The sequence below is a fragment of the Nocardioides sp. genome, from assembly GCF_030019515.1.
Classification (GTDB): domain Bacteria; phylum Actinomycetota; class Actinomycetes; order Propionibacteriales; family Nocardioidaceae; genus Nocardioides.
The window spans coordinates 480510-496574 of record NZ_JASEEQ010000001.1; the positions used below are offsets into that span (position 1 = coordinate 480510).

Consider the following 16065-nt stretch of genomic DNA (forward strand, 5'->3'; position numbering starts at 1 on the left):
CGCTCCGTCCGGGGAGTCCGCTCGCGGCTCATCAGACGTCGGCCGTGGTGTAGTCGATCGGCTTGACGTCGCTGTCGCGGAGGACCGCGGTCGCGGAATATCCCCAAACGGCCATGTCGACCGACTTGACTTGGTACTCGAACACGAACTTCTTCGGCGCCGAGGCCCACGCCCACACCGAGGAGGGCACGAAGCTGTAGGACTTCTTGTCGTTGCCGGTGCCGAGCGCCCACGCGGCCCGGATGCTCTGGTTGCCCAGCTGCACGCGGTCGAACCCGCCGGAGACCGAGCCCTGGGCGTTCTGCGGGCCGAGCACCGGGAGCAGCTTGCGGCCGGTGGAGTCGGCGGCGTCGACGAGCGCCGGGAACAGGTTGCCGTCGGAGACGAAGGCGGTGAAGCGGTTGCCGCCGCGGACGAACTGCAGGCCGGCGAAGTACGCCGTCAGCGAGTCGACCAGGGCGGCGTCGACCGCCGAAGCCATGTTGAGCTCGGCCGTGCCGACGGCCGCGAGCGCCGCGGCGATCTTGGCCTCGATCGCCTCGTACCAGGCGTTGAGCATCTCGTTCCAGATGATCTGGTCGGCCTGCGGCGACCCGCCCTGGTCGAGCACCTCACGGTTGATCTCGATCTTCCCCGACGTGGCGCCGGGGGTGATCGTCTGCACGGTGGCCGCGAACGCCCCGGGCGTGGGCTCGGTACCCTGGGTGTGGTCGCCGACGAGGCCGGAGGCGCTGGAGAACTTCGGCACCGTGAACGGCGTCTGGTCGTCGATCGTGCCGGTGGACACGGACTCCCACAGCGGCCGCGAGTACTGCAGGTTCGGCACGTACAGGTCGGGCCGGTTCTGGGTCGGGTTGAGCGAGGCGGTGTTCGTCGTGGTGACGGCGAACTTCGCGAACTCCTCGCCGAACTCCTCGAGCCGCTGGCGGGCCTCCCCGTCGCCCTGCTGGGCGTTGCGCATGTCGGCGACGAACGAGTGCTCGGCCTTGGTGCCGTCGAAGCGGTACGGGGACGGCTCGGTGACCTCGAACTGCCGGCCACCGGTGGCCGACACGGTCTCACGACCCTCGGGCCGGCCGAGGTCGGAGAAGCCCTGGAACATGGCCTTGCGGATCTCGGTGGCGAGCTGGCCGGCGTCGAACTTGAGGCCCTCGCGCCCTTCGGAGAACACGCCGGTGCGGGCGTCGTCGAACGACGGGGCCGGGGTGAGGCTGATCTCCATCAGCGGCACGTCGATGGCGAACTGGACGCCGTCGCGTGCCTGGAACCGGCCGCCGCGGCCCAGGCCGATGGACAGGCCGTCGAGGACGCCGTCCTCTGCGAGGGAGAGGATGCGGTCGCCCTCGGCGCCGCGGGCGACCTGGAACTCGGCGTAGAGCCCGTCGTCGCGGTCGTCGAGCGCGGTGGCGAACCCGATCGCCTGGTTCTTGTCGTGCTGTACCCACAGCTTCACACGCTTGGGGTCGGCGAACTTGAGCGACCCCTTGGTGAAGGTGAACTTCTGGCCGTTGGACACGCCCACCTTGCCGTAGGGCACGGCCAGGCCGCGGATGGTGCGCTTCTCGGTGTCGACCGAGAAGGCGTCGGCGGCCGGCGGTGCGTCGAGCACGACGGCCGGACCGGCGTCGAAGGTGATGGCGAGCGGCTCCTGCGCCGCGAGGGTCGGGGTCACGAGGTTCTCCTCTGGGGTCGTCGTGCTGGCGCTGCTGGTGGCGGGAGTGCTGAAGGCCGGCTTGCCCTCGAGACGACGGACCTCGGCCTGGTCCTCGATCGCGCCGACCTCGAGCCCGGCCTTGTAGGCCTGGTAGCGCGAGAGCGCGTCGGTGCGCAGGAAGGCGTCGAGGTCGAACCGCACGACGGAGCCGCGCGTGGTGACGTCGCCCATGGACAGGCGGTCCTCGATCGCGGCGCGGTAGCCGCCGAGGGTGAAGTCGATGAACGCCTTGCGGCGGTCGTACTGGTTCGCGTAGGTCCGCGAGGTGGTCGAGACGCCGAGCTCCTCGGGGTCGATGCCTGCGATCCGGGCGATCTCCAGGACCGCGTGCTGGCGCTGGTCGGCGAGCTCGAGCTGCTCGGGGTTGAAGGCTGCGGCGTGGTAGTTCACCGACGCGGGGATGTAGGCCGTCGAACGGGCCTGACGGGCCTGGGCCCACGGGTCGAGCAGTTGGGCCTGCAGCTCGGTGCTGTCGGCGAACGGGTCGACGCCCTCGGCCGGCGTGAAGTAGTCACCTGGCGGGGCGCCCTCGGCGTAGCGTTGCGCGGCCTTGTCGAGGATCAGGCACTGGCGGATCGCGCGTGCCCCGGCCACCAGGAGGGCATCGTTCGGGGAGTCGAAGCGGATCAGCTCGGCGTCAGGCACTTGCTTGCCGTCGACGTATACCTTGCTGCGCTCCTCGTCGACGCTGACCTGCAGCGGCTTGAGGCGCTTGACTCGGGCCGGGAACCCTCGCCAGTCGAACGCAATGACGCGCCACCAGGCGACGCCCTCGAAGAGCATGTCCTCGACCAGGCGGGTCATCGTGACCGAGCGCGGGACGTTGGCTTCCGGCTGCTGCAGCCAGGACGTCGCCTCGATCGTGAGGTCGGGCTTCACGACCTCGAGCGGCAGTGTGCCGAGCGAGCCAGCCACCAAGTCGCGGGACCGCTTCACCGCCGGCACCTGGACCGCCTCACGGCGCGAGACACGCGGAACCGGCGCAGTCGCCGTGGCGTACGACTCGAGCCCGACGACCGAGGACGGGAACGAGGCGGCGTCGACCGCGAAGGTGCCGGCCGGTTCCGCCTCGAGCGCTGCGCTCAGGACCGGGTCCGGCCGGCCCGTCAGCAGCGACCGAAGAACTCCCACGAGAACCGAGACTGGGGCGTTCGTGCGCGCGGCGGGGGCCGGTCTCCGTTTCTGGCTAACCCTTGGTCGCAGAACTGGGTAACACGATGCCCAGAATCCGTCCGCCGGGCTGTCGAGCGTCCCGCAGCGCCCACACCGCGGCCTTCACCGCGTCGGCGCGGGCGCTCGAGGACATGCGCGGACCGTCGGCGCCGTCGACCGTGCGGAGCTCCAGCACCTGGCGGGTCAGGTGCTCGCCGCCGTCGTGGCGTACGGCGTCCTCGGCCAGAAGCCGCTGAAGCTCGCGCACGGCAGCGATGACCGGACCCTCCCCTGAGTGCGTCTGCAGCTTGCCGCGCACGGACGGGTCCTCACGCAGGGATGTGCCGACCGTGACCCGGCCGCGGTAGCCGGACGCCTTCACCGCGGCGACCGCGCCGGCCAGGTCCTCGTGCGCGGACACGGACAGCACGACGCGGCCCTCTCCGAGACGCCAGGCGAGCGCGACGCTGAGGCCCGCCTCGTACCAGGACTCGATCGCGGCAGCAGCGGGCGGGCCGGCGTTGACCTCGGCCCTCAGCTCGCCCCAGGCCACCTCGTCGACCACCGTGTCGCCGCGGCCGGCGACCAGCGCCTTCCGCAGCTGCCACACGTTGAGGTACTGGCTGGTGAAGCCGGCCATCGGGTCCGGGTCGTCGAGCTCGGGGTCGTCCTCGCCGGCTGCGGCCTTGGCGTACTTCGAGGCGATCATGCGGCGCCGGTCCTCGGTCCAGTGCGGGGAGGCGGCGCGCCACACGGCCGGGTCGGAAGGATCCGAGCCGTACGGCGCCGCCCAGACCATGAGCAGCACGGTCGGATCCTCGACTGTCAGCGCGGCGAGCAGCTCGCTGCGCATGAGGGAGGTCGCGCGCCGGTGCGCGGTGGACGTCAGGTGCAGCTGAGGGCTGGACCGTTCCAGCGTCGCGGGCTCCAGCCCGTCCGAGACCGTGCCCGGCTTCACGTCCCAGCCCTCGTCGACCACGCCGAGGGTGACGTCGTAGCCGTAGACCGCGTTCTGCGAGCGCACCAGCCACCGGTCGGCGTCGGGGGTCTCGATGGCCTCCTTGCCGTTGGCTCGGGTGACGCTCCAGTCGGCCTCGTTCTCGGCCCAGCGCCAGGCGTGCATCTGGATCTCCCGGCAGATCGCGAGGTCGGATCCGGTGTGCATCACCAGCTGTCGCTCGCCGAACAGGTCCGGGCCGATCGCGAGCCGCCACAGCGCCATGCCGCGGATCCGCAGCGACTTGCCGGCGCGCCGCGGCGCAGACTCGACCACCTGGCGGTGACACAGCGAGCCGTCGGCGCGGTGCTCGAGCTGGCGCGTGACCGCGAGCCGCTGCCACCAGCGCAGCGTCTTGTTCTCGATCCACTCGATCCACTCGATGGCCTCGGCGCCGTAGGACCCGACCGCGTCGGCCGGCGGCGGGCTCATCCACAGCGGCGGCGACGCGTCCTCAGGGACCTCGGCGAATTCGGTGAGCCACGGGTGGCGCCGCAGGGCGTCCGGCGACCACGCGAGGCCCGACCTGGCTTCGATGGGCCCCGATGGGCGTCCGGAGGGAGAGACGGGAAGGGTCGGGGGCTGCCCGCCGGCCTCGGCGCGGGAAAAATCGCCGGTCAGCGCGGCCCGAGCGCCCTCGGCGCGCGCCTTCTCGATCACAGCCGCCTGACCGGTCCCGTCCGAGCACGCGCGGTGCTCGGGTTGCCAGTTGCGGGGGTCCCACATCAGGTCCGGGCGGAGTGCCCGGCTGATCTTGTGGCCCACCACCCACGGCTCGGTGCCGTCGACGATGCGGGGGCACCGGCCGCAGGTCATCGGCAGCCAGGCCGCGACCAGCGCCCGGGCCTGCTGGACCCTGCGCCCCGACCAGGGGGCCAGCGCGGTCACGAGCTGCCGCCGTACTCCAGGCGCCGGTGCTCGTCGTACACCGTGTTCGCGGCCCGGCGCACTCGCTTGAGGTCGACCCGGGATCCGTCGGCAGGTGGCGCCAGTGCCGCCCCGAGCTCCGCCTCGAGCTGGGCCAGGCGGGCCCCGGGTGCGCCGGGGTGCAGAGGGTGCGGGTAGTCCCAACCCCCCCTGTGTGCGTCACGCACATAGGGGGGTTGAGAGGTATCTGCACCCTCTGCACCCTGGGAACGGACCGACTGGGCCTGACCTGCGGAAACGTCAGGGGTAGCAGTGGGTGCAGGATCGCCGTTCATTGGTGGCCCTGGCGTCGTGGGGACAGGTGCCGGCGGCTCTGTGGGCGGCAGCTGCACCCCGTCATAGGCGCGCTTCCGCATCATGCCGCCCCGCGGTGGTGGGCGTCGCACGGCGCGATGGCGTGGCCGGGCAGGACCAGGCAGGCGGCGGTCGAGCACGGGTCGATCACGCCGCGCTCGCGGGCTAGGCGGATGGCGCGGCTGACCTCGCGGGCGTTGGTGTCGAGGAGCCGACGCAGCTCGCCCGTGTAGGCGCGGGCGTGCCCGTGATCGTCGGCGTTGGCCTGACACCAAACCCAGATCCGGACCCACGCAGCGAGCTGGTTGTTGGCCACCTGCTGCTCCAAGTGCCGGACCACAGGTGCGAGCGTGCTCATTCGAGCACCAAGAAGACCCAGGTGCAGTGCTTGCAGGGACATCCGCGCACCGGCGTGATCTCGCCCGATCCCCGGTCGACTGTGTGCCGTGGCGCAGGTTTGGCCGGCGGCTTGGGCGCGAGGGCGTTGGCGCGCTCGATCAGCCAGTCGGCGACCTGGGTGAAGAGGGCGTCCTGGGCGTCGTGCTCGAGTCGCGCCTTGTTCGCGGCAGCGCGCAGTGCTCGCCAGGCGGCATCGGCGCGCTGGACCGGGAGCCGGGCGGCGTCGATCTTCGCTTGCCACCGCGCCGCCCAGGCGGGTGCGGTCGGCCATGCCAGGTTGTGACGGGTTGCCGAGAGGGCGTTTCCGCTGGTCAACCCCGGTGAATCCGTCTCAGTGTCGGGTCGAACGGTTTCGTCCGGACTCCCTACAACATTAGGAGTGAGATTTATTGTGGAACTTTGAGAGGCGTTGTTATGCGGCCTCACTACTTTTGAACCCGGCAACCCGACACTCTCGACGGATTCACTGGGGTTGACCTGCGGATATTCCGCTGTCGGGTAGGTCTCTGAACTGTCCACTTTAGGCCCCCAACCCGACACCGCGAGCCGCGATCAGCCGCAGCGGGCGGGTCTTGTGTGTCGCCGTTGACCGCGGCGGGTAGCCCAATTCGGTCATCCGGCGCCCCCAGGCCGTGATTGACGGCGTTTGTGCCTTGGCCAGGCCTCCGGTCTTGATGGCCTCGACGTACGCCGCGAAGTGGTCGTAGAGCACGGTGCTCGCCGTGCCCTCGGTCTCGGGCACAACCTCGAGCACGCCGACCGGCATGTAGGTGGCCAGCCAGGAGCCGACGAACATCTCGGCGTAGTTCATCGCCGGCCCCAGGGTCGCAGCGGGATGACCTCGGCGTCGGGCCGGTCGGCGTCGGGCCGGTCGGCGTCGGGCCGGTCTGGGCCCTCGAGTTGACCGCCCCGCAGGATGTACAGCGCCCAAGCGACGCGCTCCGTCTCGACGAGCTCGCAGTAGGTGCACGTCTGTCCGTGCAGCCGGCAGGTGCCGTCGATGTGCGCCTGGCGCCGGGCGCGCTCGGCCTCCGGCGTCGTCACGACGCGACCGCCTTCGCGGTCTTGGCGCGCCGGGCTTGGGCCGACTTCAGAGCGAGCCGCTTGAAGTGCGCCTTGCGCAGGTGCGCGGCGCGGACCGGGTCGCCGTCGGCCTCGTCGAGGAACTTCTGCTCGAGGGCCGCACGCGCCGGGGCAGTCCGGGCGGCGCGGTCGGCGGTGTTGGCCCAGCTGATGTGGGCGCCGATGGCGCCGAGAGCGGCGCGGGTCGGATCAGGCATTTGGAGCCTCCACAGAAACGATCTCTGTGGCGCGGCTCCGTGAACGTTGGCCAACCCGGCCGGCCAGTCACGCGATGCACCTGAACCGCTCGGGTTGAGCGGTTCAGCCCTCCTGACGCCTGTGTGCTTCCCTCCGGGTCGGGTCCGGGTCAAACCCTACGGAGCCTAGATCTCTGGTGCAGACGCTACAGCGCCCGGCGACCGGGGGCCGCGCGCGACACGCAGAAAGTTCTACAAATAGTTCAAGTTCACACGTCGCCGAGGTTCAGCGTGCGGGCCTCCTCGGCCGCGCGGGCCGAGGCCTGGGCCTTGGTGTAGCGCATCAGCATGTCGGGGCGGGTCCAGCCGGCGACGGCCATGAGGCCGCTCTCGGAGCCGCCGGCGGCCAGCCAGCGGTGGGCGGCGGTGTGGCGCAGCTTGTGCGGATGGAACCCGACGACGCCGGCCGCGGCGGCGCGCTCGCCGAGGGTCTTGTGGAGGGCGTCATAGCTGAACCGCTTGCCGCGGTCGCCGAGCCACAGATCCGGCGACGACTCGGCGAGCCGGTGCCCTCGGCGCAGCCGGACGTAGCGGTCGATCGCCAGCGAGGTCTGCGGGCCGAACGGCACGGTGCGACCGCGCCCGCCCTTGCCTTTGCGCACGATCGCCACGCCGTTGACCAGGTCGACGTCGGCCAGCTGCAGCGCGACGGCCTCCCCGGCCCGGGTGCCGGTCTCGAACATGAACCGGATCAGGGCCTCGTCGCGACGGTGCCGCATCGACTCGGCCGGCGTGGCGCCCCTCGGCGGGACGCAGGCCTTGAGCAGCGCGCGGATCTCGTCGTCGGTGAGCGGCTCGACGACCCGCTCGTCGAGCTTGGGCGCCTTGACCCCGAGGAACGGGTCGGCGGGCAGCTCGCCCTCGGCCGCCAGCCACGCGGCGAAGCGCCGCACGGCGAGCTGGCGGGAACGCGCCGTCGAGGCCGCGGCGCCCTTCTCGAGCATCTCGGCCACCCACAGGTTGAGCGCCGCGCGGGTCATCGGGTCGGCCGGCCTGGTCGTGCACCAGCCGAGGTAGGCGCGCACGCCGGCGCCGTACGCCTTGAGAGTCTCCGGGCTCTTGCGCTCGGCCCGCAACGCGAGTTGCCAGGACTGCGCGAGCAGCTCGGCCTCGGTCGTGTCCACGACACGCAGGCTAGCCGAATATCTGGACTACGTGCGCTATAGCGCGTAGCGTGTCGCTCGACCGAAGGCCCGAAACCGCCTTTGACCTGCGAAAACAGTCCCAGGCGCCCGCTACCGTCAGTCGAGGTAGTCGCGCAGGACCTGGGAGCGCGACGGGTGCCGCAGCTTGGACATCGTCTTCGACTCGATCTGGCGGATCCGCTCCCGGGTCACGCCGTACACCTTGCCGATCTCGTCGAGCGTCTTGGGCTGCCCGTCGGTCAGGCCGAAGCGCATGCTGACCACGCCCGCCTCGCGCTCGGAGAGCGTGTCGAGGACCGCGTGCAGCTGCTCCTGGAGGAGCGTGAACGACACGGCGTCGGCCGGGACGATCGCCTCGGAGTCCTCGATCAGGTCGCCGAACTCGGAGTCGCCGTCCTCGCCGAGCGGAGTGTGCAGCGAGATCGGCTCCCGGCCGTACTTCTGGACCTCGATGACCTTCTCGGGGGTCATGTCGAGCTCCTTGGCCAGCTCCTCCGGGGTGGGCTCGCGGCCCAGGTCCTGGAGCATCTGCCGCTGGACGCGGGCCAGCTTGTTGATGACCTCGACCATGTGCACCGGGATCCGGATGGTGCGGGCCTGGTCGGCCATCGCGCGGGTGATCGCCTGGCGGATCCACCAGGTGGCGTAGGTGGAGAACTTGTAGCCCTTGGTGTAGTCGAACTTCTCGACCGCACGGATCAGGCCGAGGTTGCCCTCCTGGATCAGGTCCAGGAACAGCATCCCGCGTCCGGTGTAGCGCTTGGCGAGCGAGACGACCAGGCGCAGGTTCGCCTCGAGCAGGTGGTTCTTCGCGCGGCGGCCGTCCTCGGCGATCCAGTCGAGCTCCTCGGCCATCTTCGTCGAGAGCTTGCCGCCCTTGCCGAGCTTCTCCTCGGAGAACAGGCCGGCCTCGATCCGCTTGGCGAGCTCGACCTCCATCTCGGCGTTGAGCAGCGGGACCTTGCCGATCTGCTTGAGGTAGTCCTTCACCGGGTCGGCGGTCGCGCCGGCCACCATGACCTGCTGCTCGGGCTCGTCGGTGTCGTCGGCGGCGGAGACGACGAACGACGCCTGCTTCTCGTCCTCGACGATGGTCGGGTCGGCCGCGACGTCCTTCTCGAACTGCTCGTCCGGCACGTCGGGCAGCACCTTCTTGCCGTCCGGGCCGATCACCGCGGCCTGCTCGGCCGGCGCGGAGGTCTCGCCGGCGGCGCGGCTCGCGGCGGCCTTGCGCGGCGACGCCTTCGCCGGCGCCGCCTTCTTCGCGGGGGCGGCGGCCTTCTTCGCCGGCGCCTTCTTGGCGGTCGCCTTGGTGGTCGCCTTGGTGGTCGCGGTCTTGCGGGCCGCGGTGGCCGCGACCGCGCGGCTGGTCACGGGGATCTCGACCGCGATGCCCAGCGAGCTCAGGTGCGCGAGCAGCGCCTTGAGGTGACGAGGCTCGACGGCCGCGTCCTCACTGGCCTGGCGCACCTCCTCCGGAGTGATGCTGCCGGTCGGCGTACCTCGATCGATGAGGGCCACGACGGCAGGGTGCGTGAGCACCTCGGCGGGGAGCATCTTGCGCGCGTTCGAGGACACGAACACCTCTCGTCAACGACTGTGAGAACCGGATCCGGGCGCGGCGAGGCCCGGTAACGTCAAGAGCCGCGGACCACATTCTGCCACGGGCCCCGTGAGATCCCGGCAATCCCCCTGCTTCCGAGCACGCGGCCGCGGGTCGACGCCCAGCCCGGTGCCGCCCGGCGACCCGAACGCCGAGAGCCCCGCCGACCAGGGGGCGGCGGGGCTCGGCGGGGCCCGAGGGACGGATCCGATGGGAGGGGAACTCAGTCGATCTCTGGCTCGCCGTTCGTGACGGTAGGTCCAGATCCCGGTGACTCGCGAGTAGCCAGCGGGTGGTCTAGCCAGCAGCCTCCCCCGCGAGCCGCGCCGCCGCCTTCGCCTGCTTCTTGTGATCGCGGACCTTCTGCAGCGAGTCGCCGTCGACGACGTCGGCGACCGAGCGGTAGCCCGGCTCCGCGTACGCGCCGACCGCCGCCTCCCAGCCGTCCGGACGGACGCCGAGCTGCTTGGCCAGCAGCGCGACGAAGATCTGCGCCTTCTGCTTACCGAAGCCGGGCAGCTCCATGACCCGGGCGAGCAGCTCCTTGCCGGTGGCCGCCTCCTCCCACAGTCGCTCCGCGTGCCCGTCGTACCGCTCCTCGACGATCGCGGCCAGGGCCTGGAGCCGGGCCGCCATCGAGCCCGGGAAGCGGTGGATCGCCGGCGGAGTCGCGCACAGCGCGGCGAACTCCTCGGGGTCCGCGCCCGCGATCCGCGAGGGGTCCAGGCTGCCGAACCGGTCCAGCACCTTGGCCGGGCCACGGAACGCGTGCTCCATCGGGTACTGCTGGTCGAGCATCATCCCGGCCAGGATCGCGAACGGGTGCTGGTCCAGCACGGCGTCACTGGCCGGCTCGCCCGTGATGTGGAAAGCCATGGCCCGCAGTATCCACCCCTGGACCCGGGATCATTTTCAGATTAGTCTCACTCACATGAAACGGTCGTACGTGCAGACGACCCGCGCCCGGTCCGCCGAGCTGACCGGGGAGCGGATCCTGGACGCCGCCCACGCCCGGTTCGCCGTCGCCGACTACGACGATGTGACCCTGGACCAGGTCGCCGCGGACGCCGGCGTCACCGTGCAGACGGTGCTACGCCGGTTCGCGTCCAAGGAGGGCGTCGTCGGTGCGCTCTCGGACCGGATCCGTGCCCAGGTGCTCGCCCAGCGCGGGGAGGCGCCGGTCGGCGACCTGGCCGGGGCGGTGGCCAACCTCGTCGAGCACTACGAGCTCGAGGGGGGCCTGGTGCTGCACCTGCTCCGGCAGGAGCTGCGGGTGCCGGCGTACGCCGAGGTCACCGCGGGTGGCCGGCGACTCCACGCGGACTGGTGCGCCCAGGTGTTCGCGCCCTGGCTCGACGGCCTCGGCGGTGCGGACCGTCGGCGCCGGACCGCCCAGGTCGTCGCGATCTGCGACGTCCACACCTGGTCCCTCCTGCGCCGGCAGGAGGGGCTGTCCCGGCGCCAGACCGAGCTGGCGATCGGCGAGCTCCTGACAGGAGTCCTGACATGAAGGTCCTGTGCTACACCTCGCCCGCGCGCGGGCACCTGTTCCCCACCGTGCCGATCCTGCTCGAGCTGCGCAGCCGGGGCCACAACGTCGTCGTGCGGACCCTGGGGGCGGAGGTGGCGCGACTGCGTGATCTCGGCCTGAAGGCGGAGGCGGTCAGCCCGGAGATCGAGGCGATCGAGCTGGACGACTACCGGGCTCGCGGCGCCCAGGCGGGCCTGCGGCGCACGGTGCGCACGTTCGCCGACCGGGCCCGGGTCGAGGTCCCGGAGGTCCAGCGGCTGGTCGCCGAGGAGCACCCGGACCTGCTGCTGGTCGACGGCAACACCTGGGGTGCCGCCGCGGTCGCGGAGGCCTCGGGGCTGCCGTGGGCGCTGCTCCAGCACTTCCCGACCCCGCTGCCGTCGAGGGACGTGCCGCCGTTCGGTCCCGGCCTGCGGCCCCTCGGCGGCCCGCTCGGCCGGTTGCGCAACCGGGCGCTGCGCCCGCTGGTGCTCGGCGTGGTCGAGCGGGCCTTCCTGCCGCCCCTCAACGACGTCGTCCGGCCGCTCGCCGGCGCGACCCCGATCCGCGACGCGCACGACCTCTACACACGAGCGCCGCTGACCCTCTACCCCACGTCTCGGGCGTTCGAGCACCCGCGCACCGACTGGCCCGAGTCGTTCTGCTTCCTCGGGCCGCTCGTCTGGGAGCCGCCCGTCAGCCCGCCCGAGTGGCTCGCGGAGCTGCGGCGGCCGATCGCGCTGGTCACGACGTCCTCGGAGTTCCAGGACGACGGAGCGCTCGTCGACGCGGCCCTCGCCGGTCTCGCGCAGGAGGACCTCGACGTCGTGGCGACCGTGCCGGGCGGATCGTTCGTCGACGACGAGGTGCCCGCCAACGCCCGCGTCGAGCGGTTCGTGCCGCACTCGCCCGTGTTGGCTCGCGCGGAGGTCGCCGTCACGCACGGCGGCATGGGCGCCACCCAGAAGGCGCTGGCCGCCGGCGTGCCGGTCGTGGTCGTCCCGTGGGGCCGCGACCAGGCCGAGGTCGCCCGCCGGGCCGAGGCCGCCGGCGCCGGCGTGCTCCTCCCCCGCCGCCGGCTGTCGCCGACCAGCCTGCGCGACGCCGTACGACGGGCGCGCGGACTGCGGCCCGCCGCGCAGGCCCTGGCGGCGGCGATGGCGCAGGACGGCGGCGCCCCGCTCGCCGTGGACCGGTTGGAGTCGCTCAGTCGGCCTTGACGGCCAGCACCGGGCAGTGCGCGTCCAGCAGCACCCGCTGGGCGTTGCTGCCCAGGATCAGCTTGCCGACCGGCGAGCGGCGGCGCAGGCCGATGACGATCAGCTCGGCGTCGCTGGCCTCGGCGATGCTGATCAGGTCCTCGGCGGGCTCGAAGCCGCGGACCAGCTGGCGGACCTCGTAGGGGACGCCGGACTCGTCGAGGACCTTGCGGACCGCCTCGAGGTCACGCTCGGCCTGGAGCGCGGCGTCGCCGTCGAACTCCTGGCCACCGCGGTGGGAGTTGACGACCACGAGCTGGGCGTCTCGCAGCTTCGCCTCGGCGACCGCCTTGTGCAGCGCGGCCTCTCCCTCCGGCTTGGGCACGTACCCCACGACGACGGTCCCCATCGACACTCCCTGTCCCAGGTGCTGAGGTGAGCGGTTGCCCACTGCCCGCACCGTAACCGATCGGCGGCACCGGCCGCAGCCTGTGGAGGAACGACACGGCATCGATCCTCCCGGGGAAGGCTGGCCGCCGGAGGTGGTGCCGCGTGGAGGGGATCCGCGAGCCGGTGGACCGGGCGACCGCGCTGCTGCTGCGCCGGGCCGTGCTAGACCACGTCCGCTCCGAGCAGCGGCGGTCCTTCCCGGCGCTGCTGCACGCCGGCCGGCCCGGGGGCACCGAGGAGGTCGTCGCCGTCGTCCCGGACGCGACCCTGGACCAGGCGCTGCGCGCGGACGTCGTCGCGGCGCTGCTCCACCGGGGACGCAGCAGCGGTGCGGTCCCCCTGCTGTGGCTGACCCGGCCGGGCGCGCTCGGGCTCGAGGACGTCGACGCCGCCTGGGTCTCGGGCGCCCGCACGGCGGGTGCAGAGGCCGGCGTCGACCTGACCCTGGTCGTGGTCACCCGCCACGGCTGGGTCGACCCGCGCAGTGGGGTGCGCCGGGAGTGGAAGAGGCTGCGCCAGCGGTGACTACACCCAGGTGTGCACCGGGTCGTTGCTGTGCATGCCCCGGGTGTACTCGAGCAGGGTGCTGCGCAGCGCGTCGTAGCGGTCGGCGGTCTCGCCGGCTGCGTGCATCCGCTGTGCGAACCACTCCGCCCCGTTGGTCCCGATCAGGCACCGCTGCTCGATGATCCCGAGCAGGCGGTCGATCTCCTCCGCGGACGCGCCCCAGCTCTCCAGGCCCTGCTGTGCCAGCGGCAGCAGCCGGCGCAGCACCAGCTCGGTGGCCCGCACCTGGCCGACCCCGGGCCAGTAGACCTGCGCCTCGATCCCCTGCCGGGCCGCGACGTGGAAGTTCTCCTCGGCCGCGCTGAACGACATCTGCGACCACAGCGGCCGCTCGCTCTCGGCGAGAGCACGGACCAGGCCGAAGTAGAACGCGGCGTTCGCGATCGTGTCGGCCACCGTCGGGCCGGCGGCGAGCAGCCGGTTCTCCACCCGCAGGTGGGGAACGCCGTCGGCGACGTCGTACACCGGCCGGTTCCAGCGGTAGATCGTCCCGTTGTGCAGCCGCAGCTCCGGCAGCGTGGGCGTGCCGCCGTCCTCGAGCACCGCCAGCGGGTCCTCGTCGTCGGTGATCGGCAGCAACGCCGGGAAGTACCGTGCGTTCTCCTCGAACAGGTCGAAGACCGAGGTGATCCAACGCTCGCCGAACCAGACCCGCGGCCGCACGCCCTGCGCCTTCAGCTCCTCGCTGCGGGTGTCCGTGGCCTGCTCGAACAGCGGGATCCGGGTCTCGCGCCAGAGCTCCTTGCCGAGGAGGTACGGCGAGTTGGCGGCGACCGCCACCTGCACCGCCGCGATCGCCTGGGAGGCGTTCCAGTACGCCGCGAACTGGTCGGGCGAGGTCTGCACGTGGAACTGAGTGCTGGTGCAGGCCGCCTCGGGCAGGATCGAGTCGGCGGTCGTGCGCAGCCGCTCGGGGCCGTCGATCGCGATCGTGATGTCCTCGCCGCGCGCGTGCAGGATCTGCTCGCTGAGCAGCTTGTAGCGCGGGTTGGCGCTCAGGCTGGACACGCTCATGTGACCCTCGCCGAGAGTCGGCAGGATCCCGATCATCACGATGTGGGTGCCGCCGGCCGCGGACTTGCCCTCGGCGTCGTTGAGGCTGCGGCGCAGGCTCTCCTCGAAGGTCGTCAGGCCGCCCTCGCGCAGCCGCGCCGGCGGCACGTTGATCTCGATGTTGAACTGGCCGAGCTCGGTCTGGAAGTCGGGGTCGGCGATGGCCGCCAGCACCTCGGCGTTCCTCAGCGCCGGGTCACCCTCCTCGTCGACGAGGTTCAGCTCGACCTCGAGCCCGGTCATCGGGTCGTCGGTGTCGAACCGCGCCTCGTGGAGCATCCGTGCGAACACGTCGAGGTTGCGCCGCACCTTCTCGCGGTGCCGCGTGCGATCGGCCCGGGAGAACTCCTGAGCCTCGACCTCTTCGCCCATGGCCCGACCCTAGAGGCTCTCGGGGCGACTGTCGTGGTCCTGCCAGGACGCCTCCGTGCGGGCGATCAGGTCGTCGACGACGCCGCGCACCGCGCCGGCGCGCTCGAACGCGGCACGCTGCCGGGTGGCGCCGTTGTCGTTGACCGCCCGCTCGAGCCGGCCGCGGACCAGGTCCAGGTCCCCCGCCCCGGCCAGGGCCGGCTCGACGGCCTCGACCAGCGCGGCCACGACCTCCTGGGCGGGCCGCAGCTCGCGCACGAGCGGATGCACCAGGGAGTCGGCCATCCCGAAGCGGGACGAGCGCCAGTGCGCCGCGCGCAGCGCCTCCGCCCGCCAGGGTGCGGCCGGGCGCCCGTCGGCCCACTCCGCGGCGGCCGTCTCGACCAGTCCCCGGACCAGCGCCCCGATGGTGACGGCATCGAGCGGGTCGGTGCACACGTCACAGACCCGCACCTCGACCGTGGGCTGGCCCGTCGAGAGCCGGGCGTCGAAGTAGAGCATCCCGGGGTCGCGGGCGGCGCCGACGTCGAGGAGCATCCGGCACACCTCGCGGTAGCCCGCCACCGTCTCGAACTGCTCGGTGGGCCCGGCGCTGGGCCAGCGCCCCCACACCTGAGCGCGCCACGACGCGTAGCCCGAGTCCCGGCCGTCGACGTACGGCGAGTTGGCGGCGAGCGCCACCAGTACCGGCAGCCACGGGGCGATCCGGTCGATCACCGCGACCCCCTCCTCGTCGGAGCCGATGTCGACGTGCACGTGCATCCCGCAGGTGCCGCCCGTGCGCGCGATCTCGCCGTAGGTGTCGACCATGTCGCGGTAGCGGTCGTTGGGGGTGACCACCGAGCGGTCCCCACCGAGCGGGACGATCCCGCACGCGCCGGCCGCAAGGCCGGCAGCCCGCGCCGCCTCACCCGCCGTCCGGCGGGCCGCGATCAGCTGGTCGAGCGCGTCGGTGACCCGGACGACCGGATCGGTACGGGTCTCGAGCTGGTGGCGGAACAGCTCGTGGTCGAGCTCGTCGGTGGCGACCCGGGCCCGACGCCGGCCCGGACCGTGCTCACGGAACTGCTTGAGCACCGACGGCGCGGCGGGAACCACCTCGCCGCTCTCGGGATCGAAGAGCAGCAGCTCCTCCTCGATGCCGAGCTTGCGGACCATGACCGACGGGTACCCCGCCGCGTCCGCGGTCACTCGCCCGGTGCTGCAGCGTTCGGCCTATGTCCTCCTATGTCCTCCGGGCGAAGGCGACCTTCCCGCCGGGGAGTTGGGTCATCTTGTAGTGGGGGTCGTGGGCTCGGGCGTGGTGGCAGGGGCAGAGGAGTCGGCCGTCGTTGACGGTGGTGGTGCCGCCGGTGGCCCAGGGG

The 16065-nt window shown here is 72.1% G+C and carries 17 protein-coding genes; 3 read left to right on the forward strand and 14 right to left on the reverse strand.

What is annotated here, in order from left to right:
- Positions 1-31: 31 nt before the first annotated feature.
- The 11 genes from QMC84_RS02335 to QMC84_RS02385 all read right to left on the reverse strand — a co-directional run bounded on the left by QMC84_RS02335 (position 32) and on the right by QMC84_RS02385 (position 10426).
- Positions 32-2845: a phage portal protein gene (locus QMC84_RS02335; protein WP_300371369.1), complete on the reverse strand. Its 2814-nt coding sequence runs from the start codon at positions 2843-2845 to the stop codon at positions 32-34.
- A gap of 55 nt (positions 2846-2900) precedes the next feature.
- Entirely contained in the window at positions 2901-4751 is a 1851-nt protein-coding gene (locus QMC84_RS02340; RefSeq protein WP_300371371.1) for an HNH endonuclease, read from the reverse strand.
- A complete protein-coding gene (locus tag QMC84_RS02345) occupies positions 4748-4957 on the reverse strand; it encodes a hypothetical protein (RefSeq protein WP_300371373.1) in 210 nt (69 codons plus the stop codon). The genes QMC84_RS02340 and QMC84_RS02345 overlap by 4 nt, the downstream gene beginning before the upstream one ends.
- Before the next feature lie 188 nt (positions 4958-5145).
- Positions 5146-5442 carry a hypothetical protein gene (locus tag QMC84_RS02350; RefSeq protein WP_300371375.1) on the reverse strand — a complete coding sequence of 99 codons (297 nt, stop codon included), beginning with the start codon at positions 5440-5442 and terminating at the stop codon, positions 5146-5148.
- The gene (locus QMC84_RS02355; RefSeq protein ID WP_300371377.1) at positions 5439-5798 is read right to left on the reverse strand and encodes a hypothetical protein; all 360 of its coding nucleotides are present in this window, start codon (positions 5796-5798) and stop codon (positions 5439-5441) included. Before QMC84_RS02355 ends, QMC84_RS02350 begins: the two co-directional genes overlap by 4 nt.
- A gap of 205 nt (positions 5799-6003) precedes the next feature.
- Positions 6004-6294 carry a hypothetical protein gene (locus tag QMC84_RS02360; protein ID WP_300371379.1) on the reverse strand — a complete coding sequence of 97 codons (291 nt, stop codon included), beginning with the start codon at positions 6292-6294 and terminating at the stop codon, positions 6004-6006.
- Positions 6291-6527 (reverse strand): hypothetical protein, encoded by a 237-nt coding sequence (locus QMC84_RS02365; RefSeq protein ID WP_300371381.1) that lies wholly within the window; start codon positions 6525-6527, stop codon positions 6291-6293. The genes QMC84_RS02360 and QMC84_RS02365 overlap by 4 nt, the downstream gene beginning before the upstream one ends.
- The gene (locus QMC84_RS02370; protein ID WP_300371383.1) at positions 6524-6763 is read right to left on the reverse strand and encodes a hypothetical protein; all 240 of its coding nucleotides are present in this window, start codon (positions 6761-6763) and stop codon (positions 6524-6526) included. The genes QMC84_RS02365 and QMC84_RS02370 overlap by 4 nt, the downstream gene beginning before the upstream one ends.
- 248 nt (positions 6764-7011) lie before the next feature.
- Positions 7012-7926: a tyrosine-type recombinase/integrase gene (locus tag QMC84_RS02375; protein ID WP_300371385.1), complete on the reverse strand. Its 915-nt coding sequence runs from the start codon at positions 7924-7926 to the stop codon at positions 7012-7014.
- Positions 7927-8043: 117 nt separating this feature from the next.
- Positions 8044-9531, reverse strand: a complete 1488-nt coding sequence (locus QMC84_RS02380) for an RNA polymerase sigma factor (RefSeq protein WP_300371387.1) — start codon at positions 9529-9531, stop codon at positions 8044-8046.
- A 316-nt stretch (positions 9532-9847) separates the two neighbouring features.
- On the reverse strand, positions 9848-10426 hold the full coding sequence (locus QMC84_RS02385; RefSeq protein ID WP_300371389.1) for an HhH-GPD-type base excision DNA repair protein: 579 nt from the start codon (positions 10424-10426) through the stop codon (positions 9848-9850).
- A 55-nt stretch (positions 10427-10481) separates the two neighbouring features.
- Here QMC84_RS02385 and QMC84_RS02390 point away from each other — a divergent pair, with 55 nt between their 5' ends.
- Entirely contained in the window at positions 10482-11060 is a 579-nt protein-coding gene (locus QMC84_RS02390) for a TetR/AcrR family transcriptional regulator (protein ID WP_300371391.1), read from the forward strand.
- On the forward strand, positions 11057-12280 hold the full coding sequence (locus QMC84_RS02395) for a nucleotide disphospho-sugar-binding domain-containing protein (RefSeq protein WP_300371393.1): 1224 nt from the start codon (positions 11057-11059) through the stop codon (positions 12278-12280). Before QMC84_RS02390 ends, QMC84_RS02395 begins: the two co-directional genes overlap by 4 nt.
- Here the strand turns inward: QMC84_RS02395 and QMC84_RS02400 are convergent.
- Positions 12267-12668, reverse strand: a complete 402-nt coding sequence (locus QMC84_RS02400; protein WP_300371395.1) for a universal stress protein — start codon at positions 12666-12668, stop codon at positions 12267-12269. The two genes, QMC84_RS02395 and QMC84_RS02400, sit on opposite strands and share 14 nt — an antisense overlap.
- Positions 12669-12811: 143 nt before the next feature.
- On the opposite strand from QMC84_RS02400, the gene QMC84_RS02405 reads away from it, so the two are divergent.
- Positions 12812-13234, forward strand: coding sequence for a hypothetical protein (locus QMC84_RS02405; RefSeq protein ID WP_300371397.1), 423 nt, complete (start codon positions 12812-12814; stop codon positions 13232-13234).
- On the opposite strand, the gene QMC84_RS02410 is transcribed toward QMC84_RS02405, so the two are convergent.
- Positions 13235-14701, reverse strand: a complete 1467-nt coding sequence (locus QMC84_RS02410; protein ID WP_300371399.1) for a glutamate-cysteine ligase family protein — start codon at positions 14699-14701, stop codon at positions 13235-13237.
- Positions 14702-14710: 9 nt separating this feature from the next.
- Positions 14711-15859: a glutamate--cysteine ligase gene (locus tag QMC84_RS02415; protein ID WP_300371400.1), complete on the reverse strand. Its 1149-nt coding sequence runs from the start codon at positions 15857-15859 to the stop codon at positions 14711-14713.
- Positions 15860-16065: the final 206 nt, after the last annotated feature.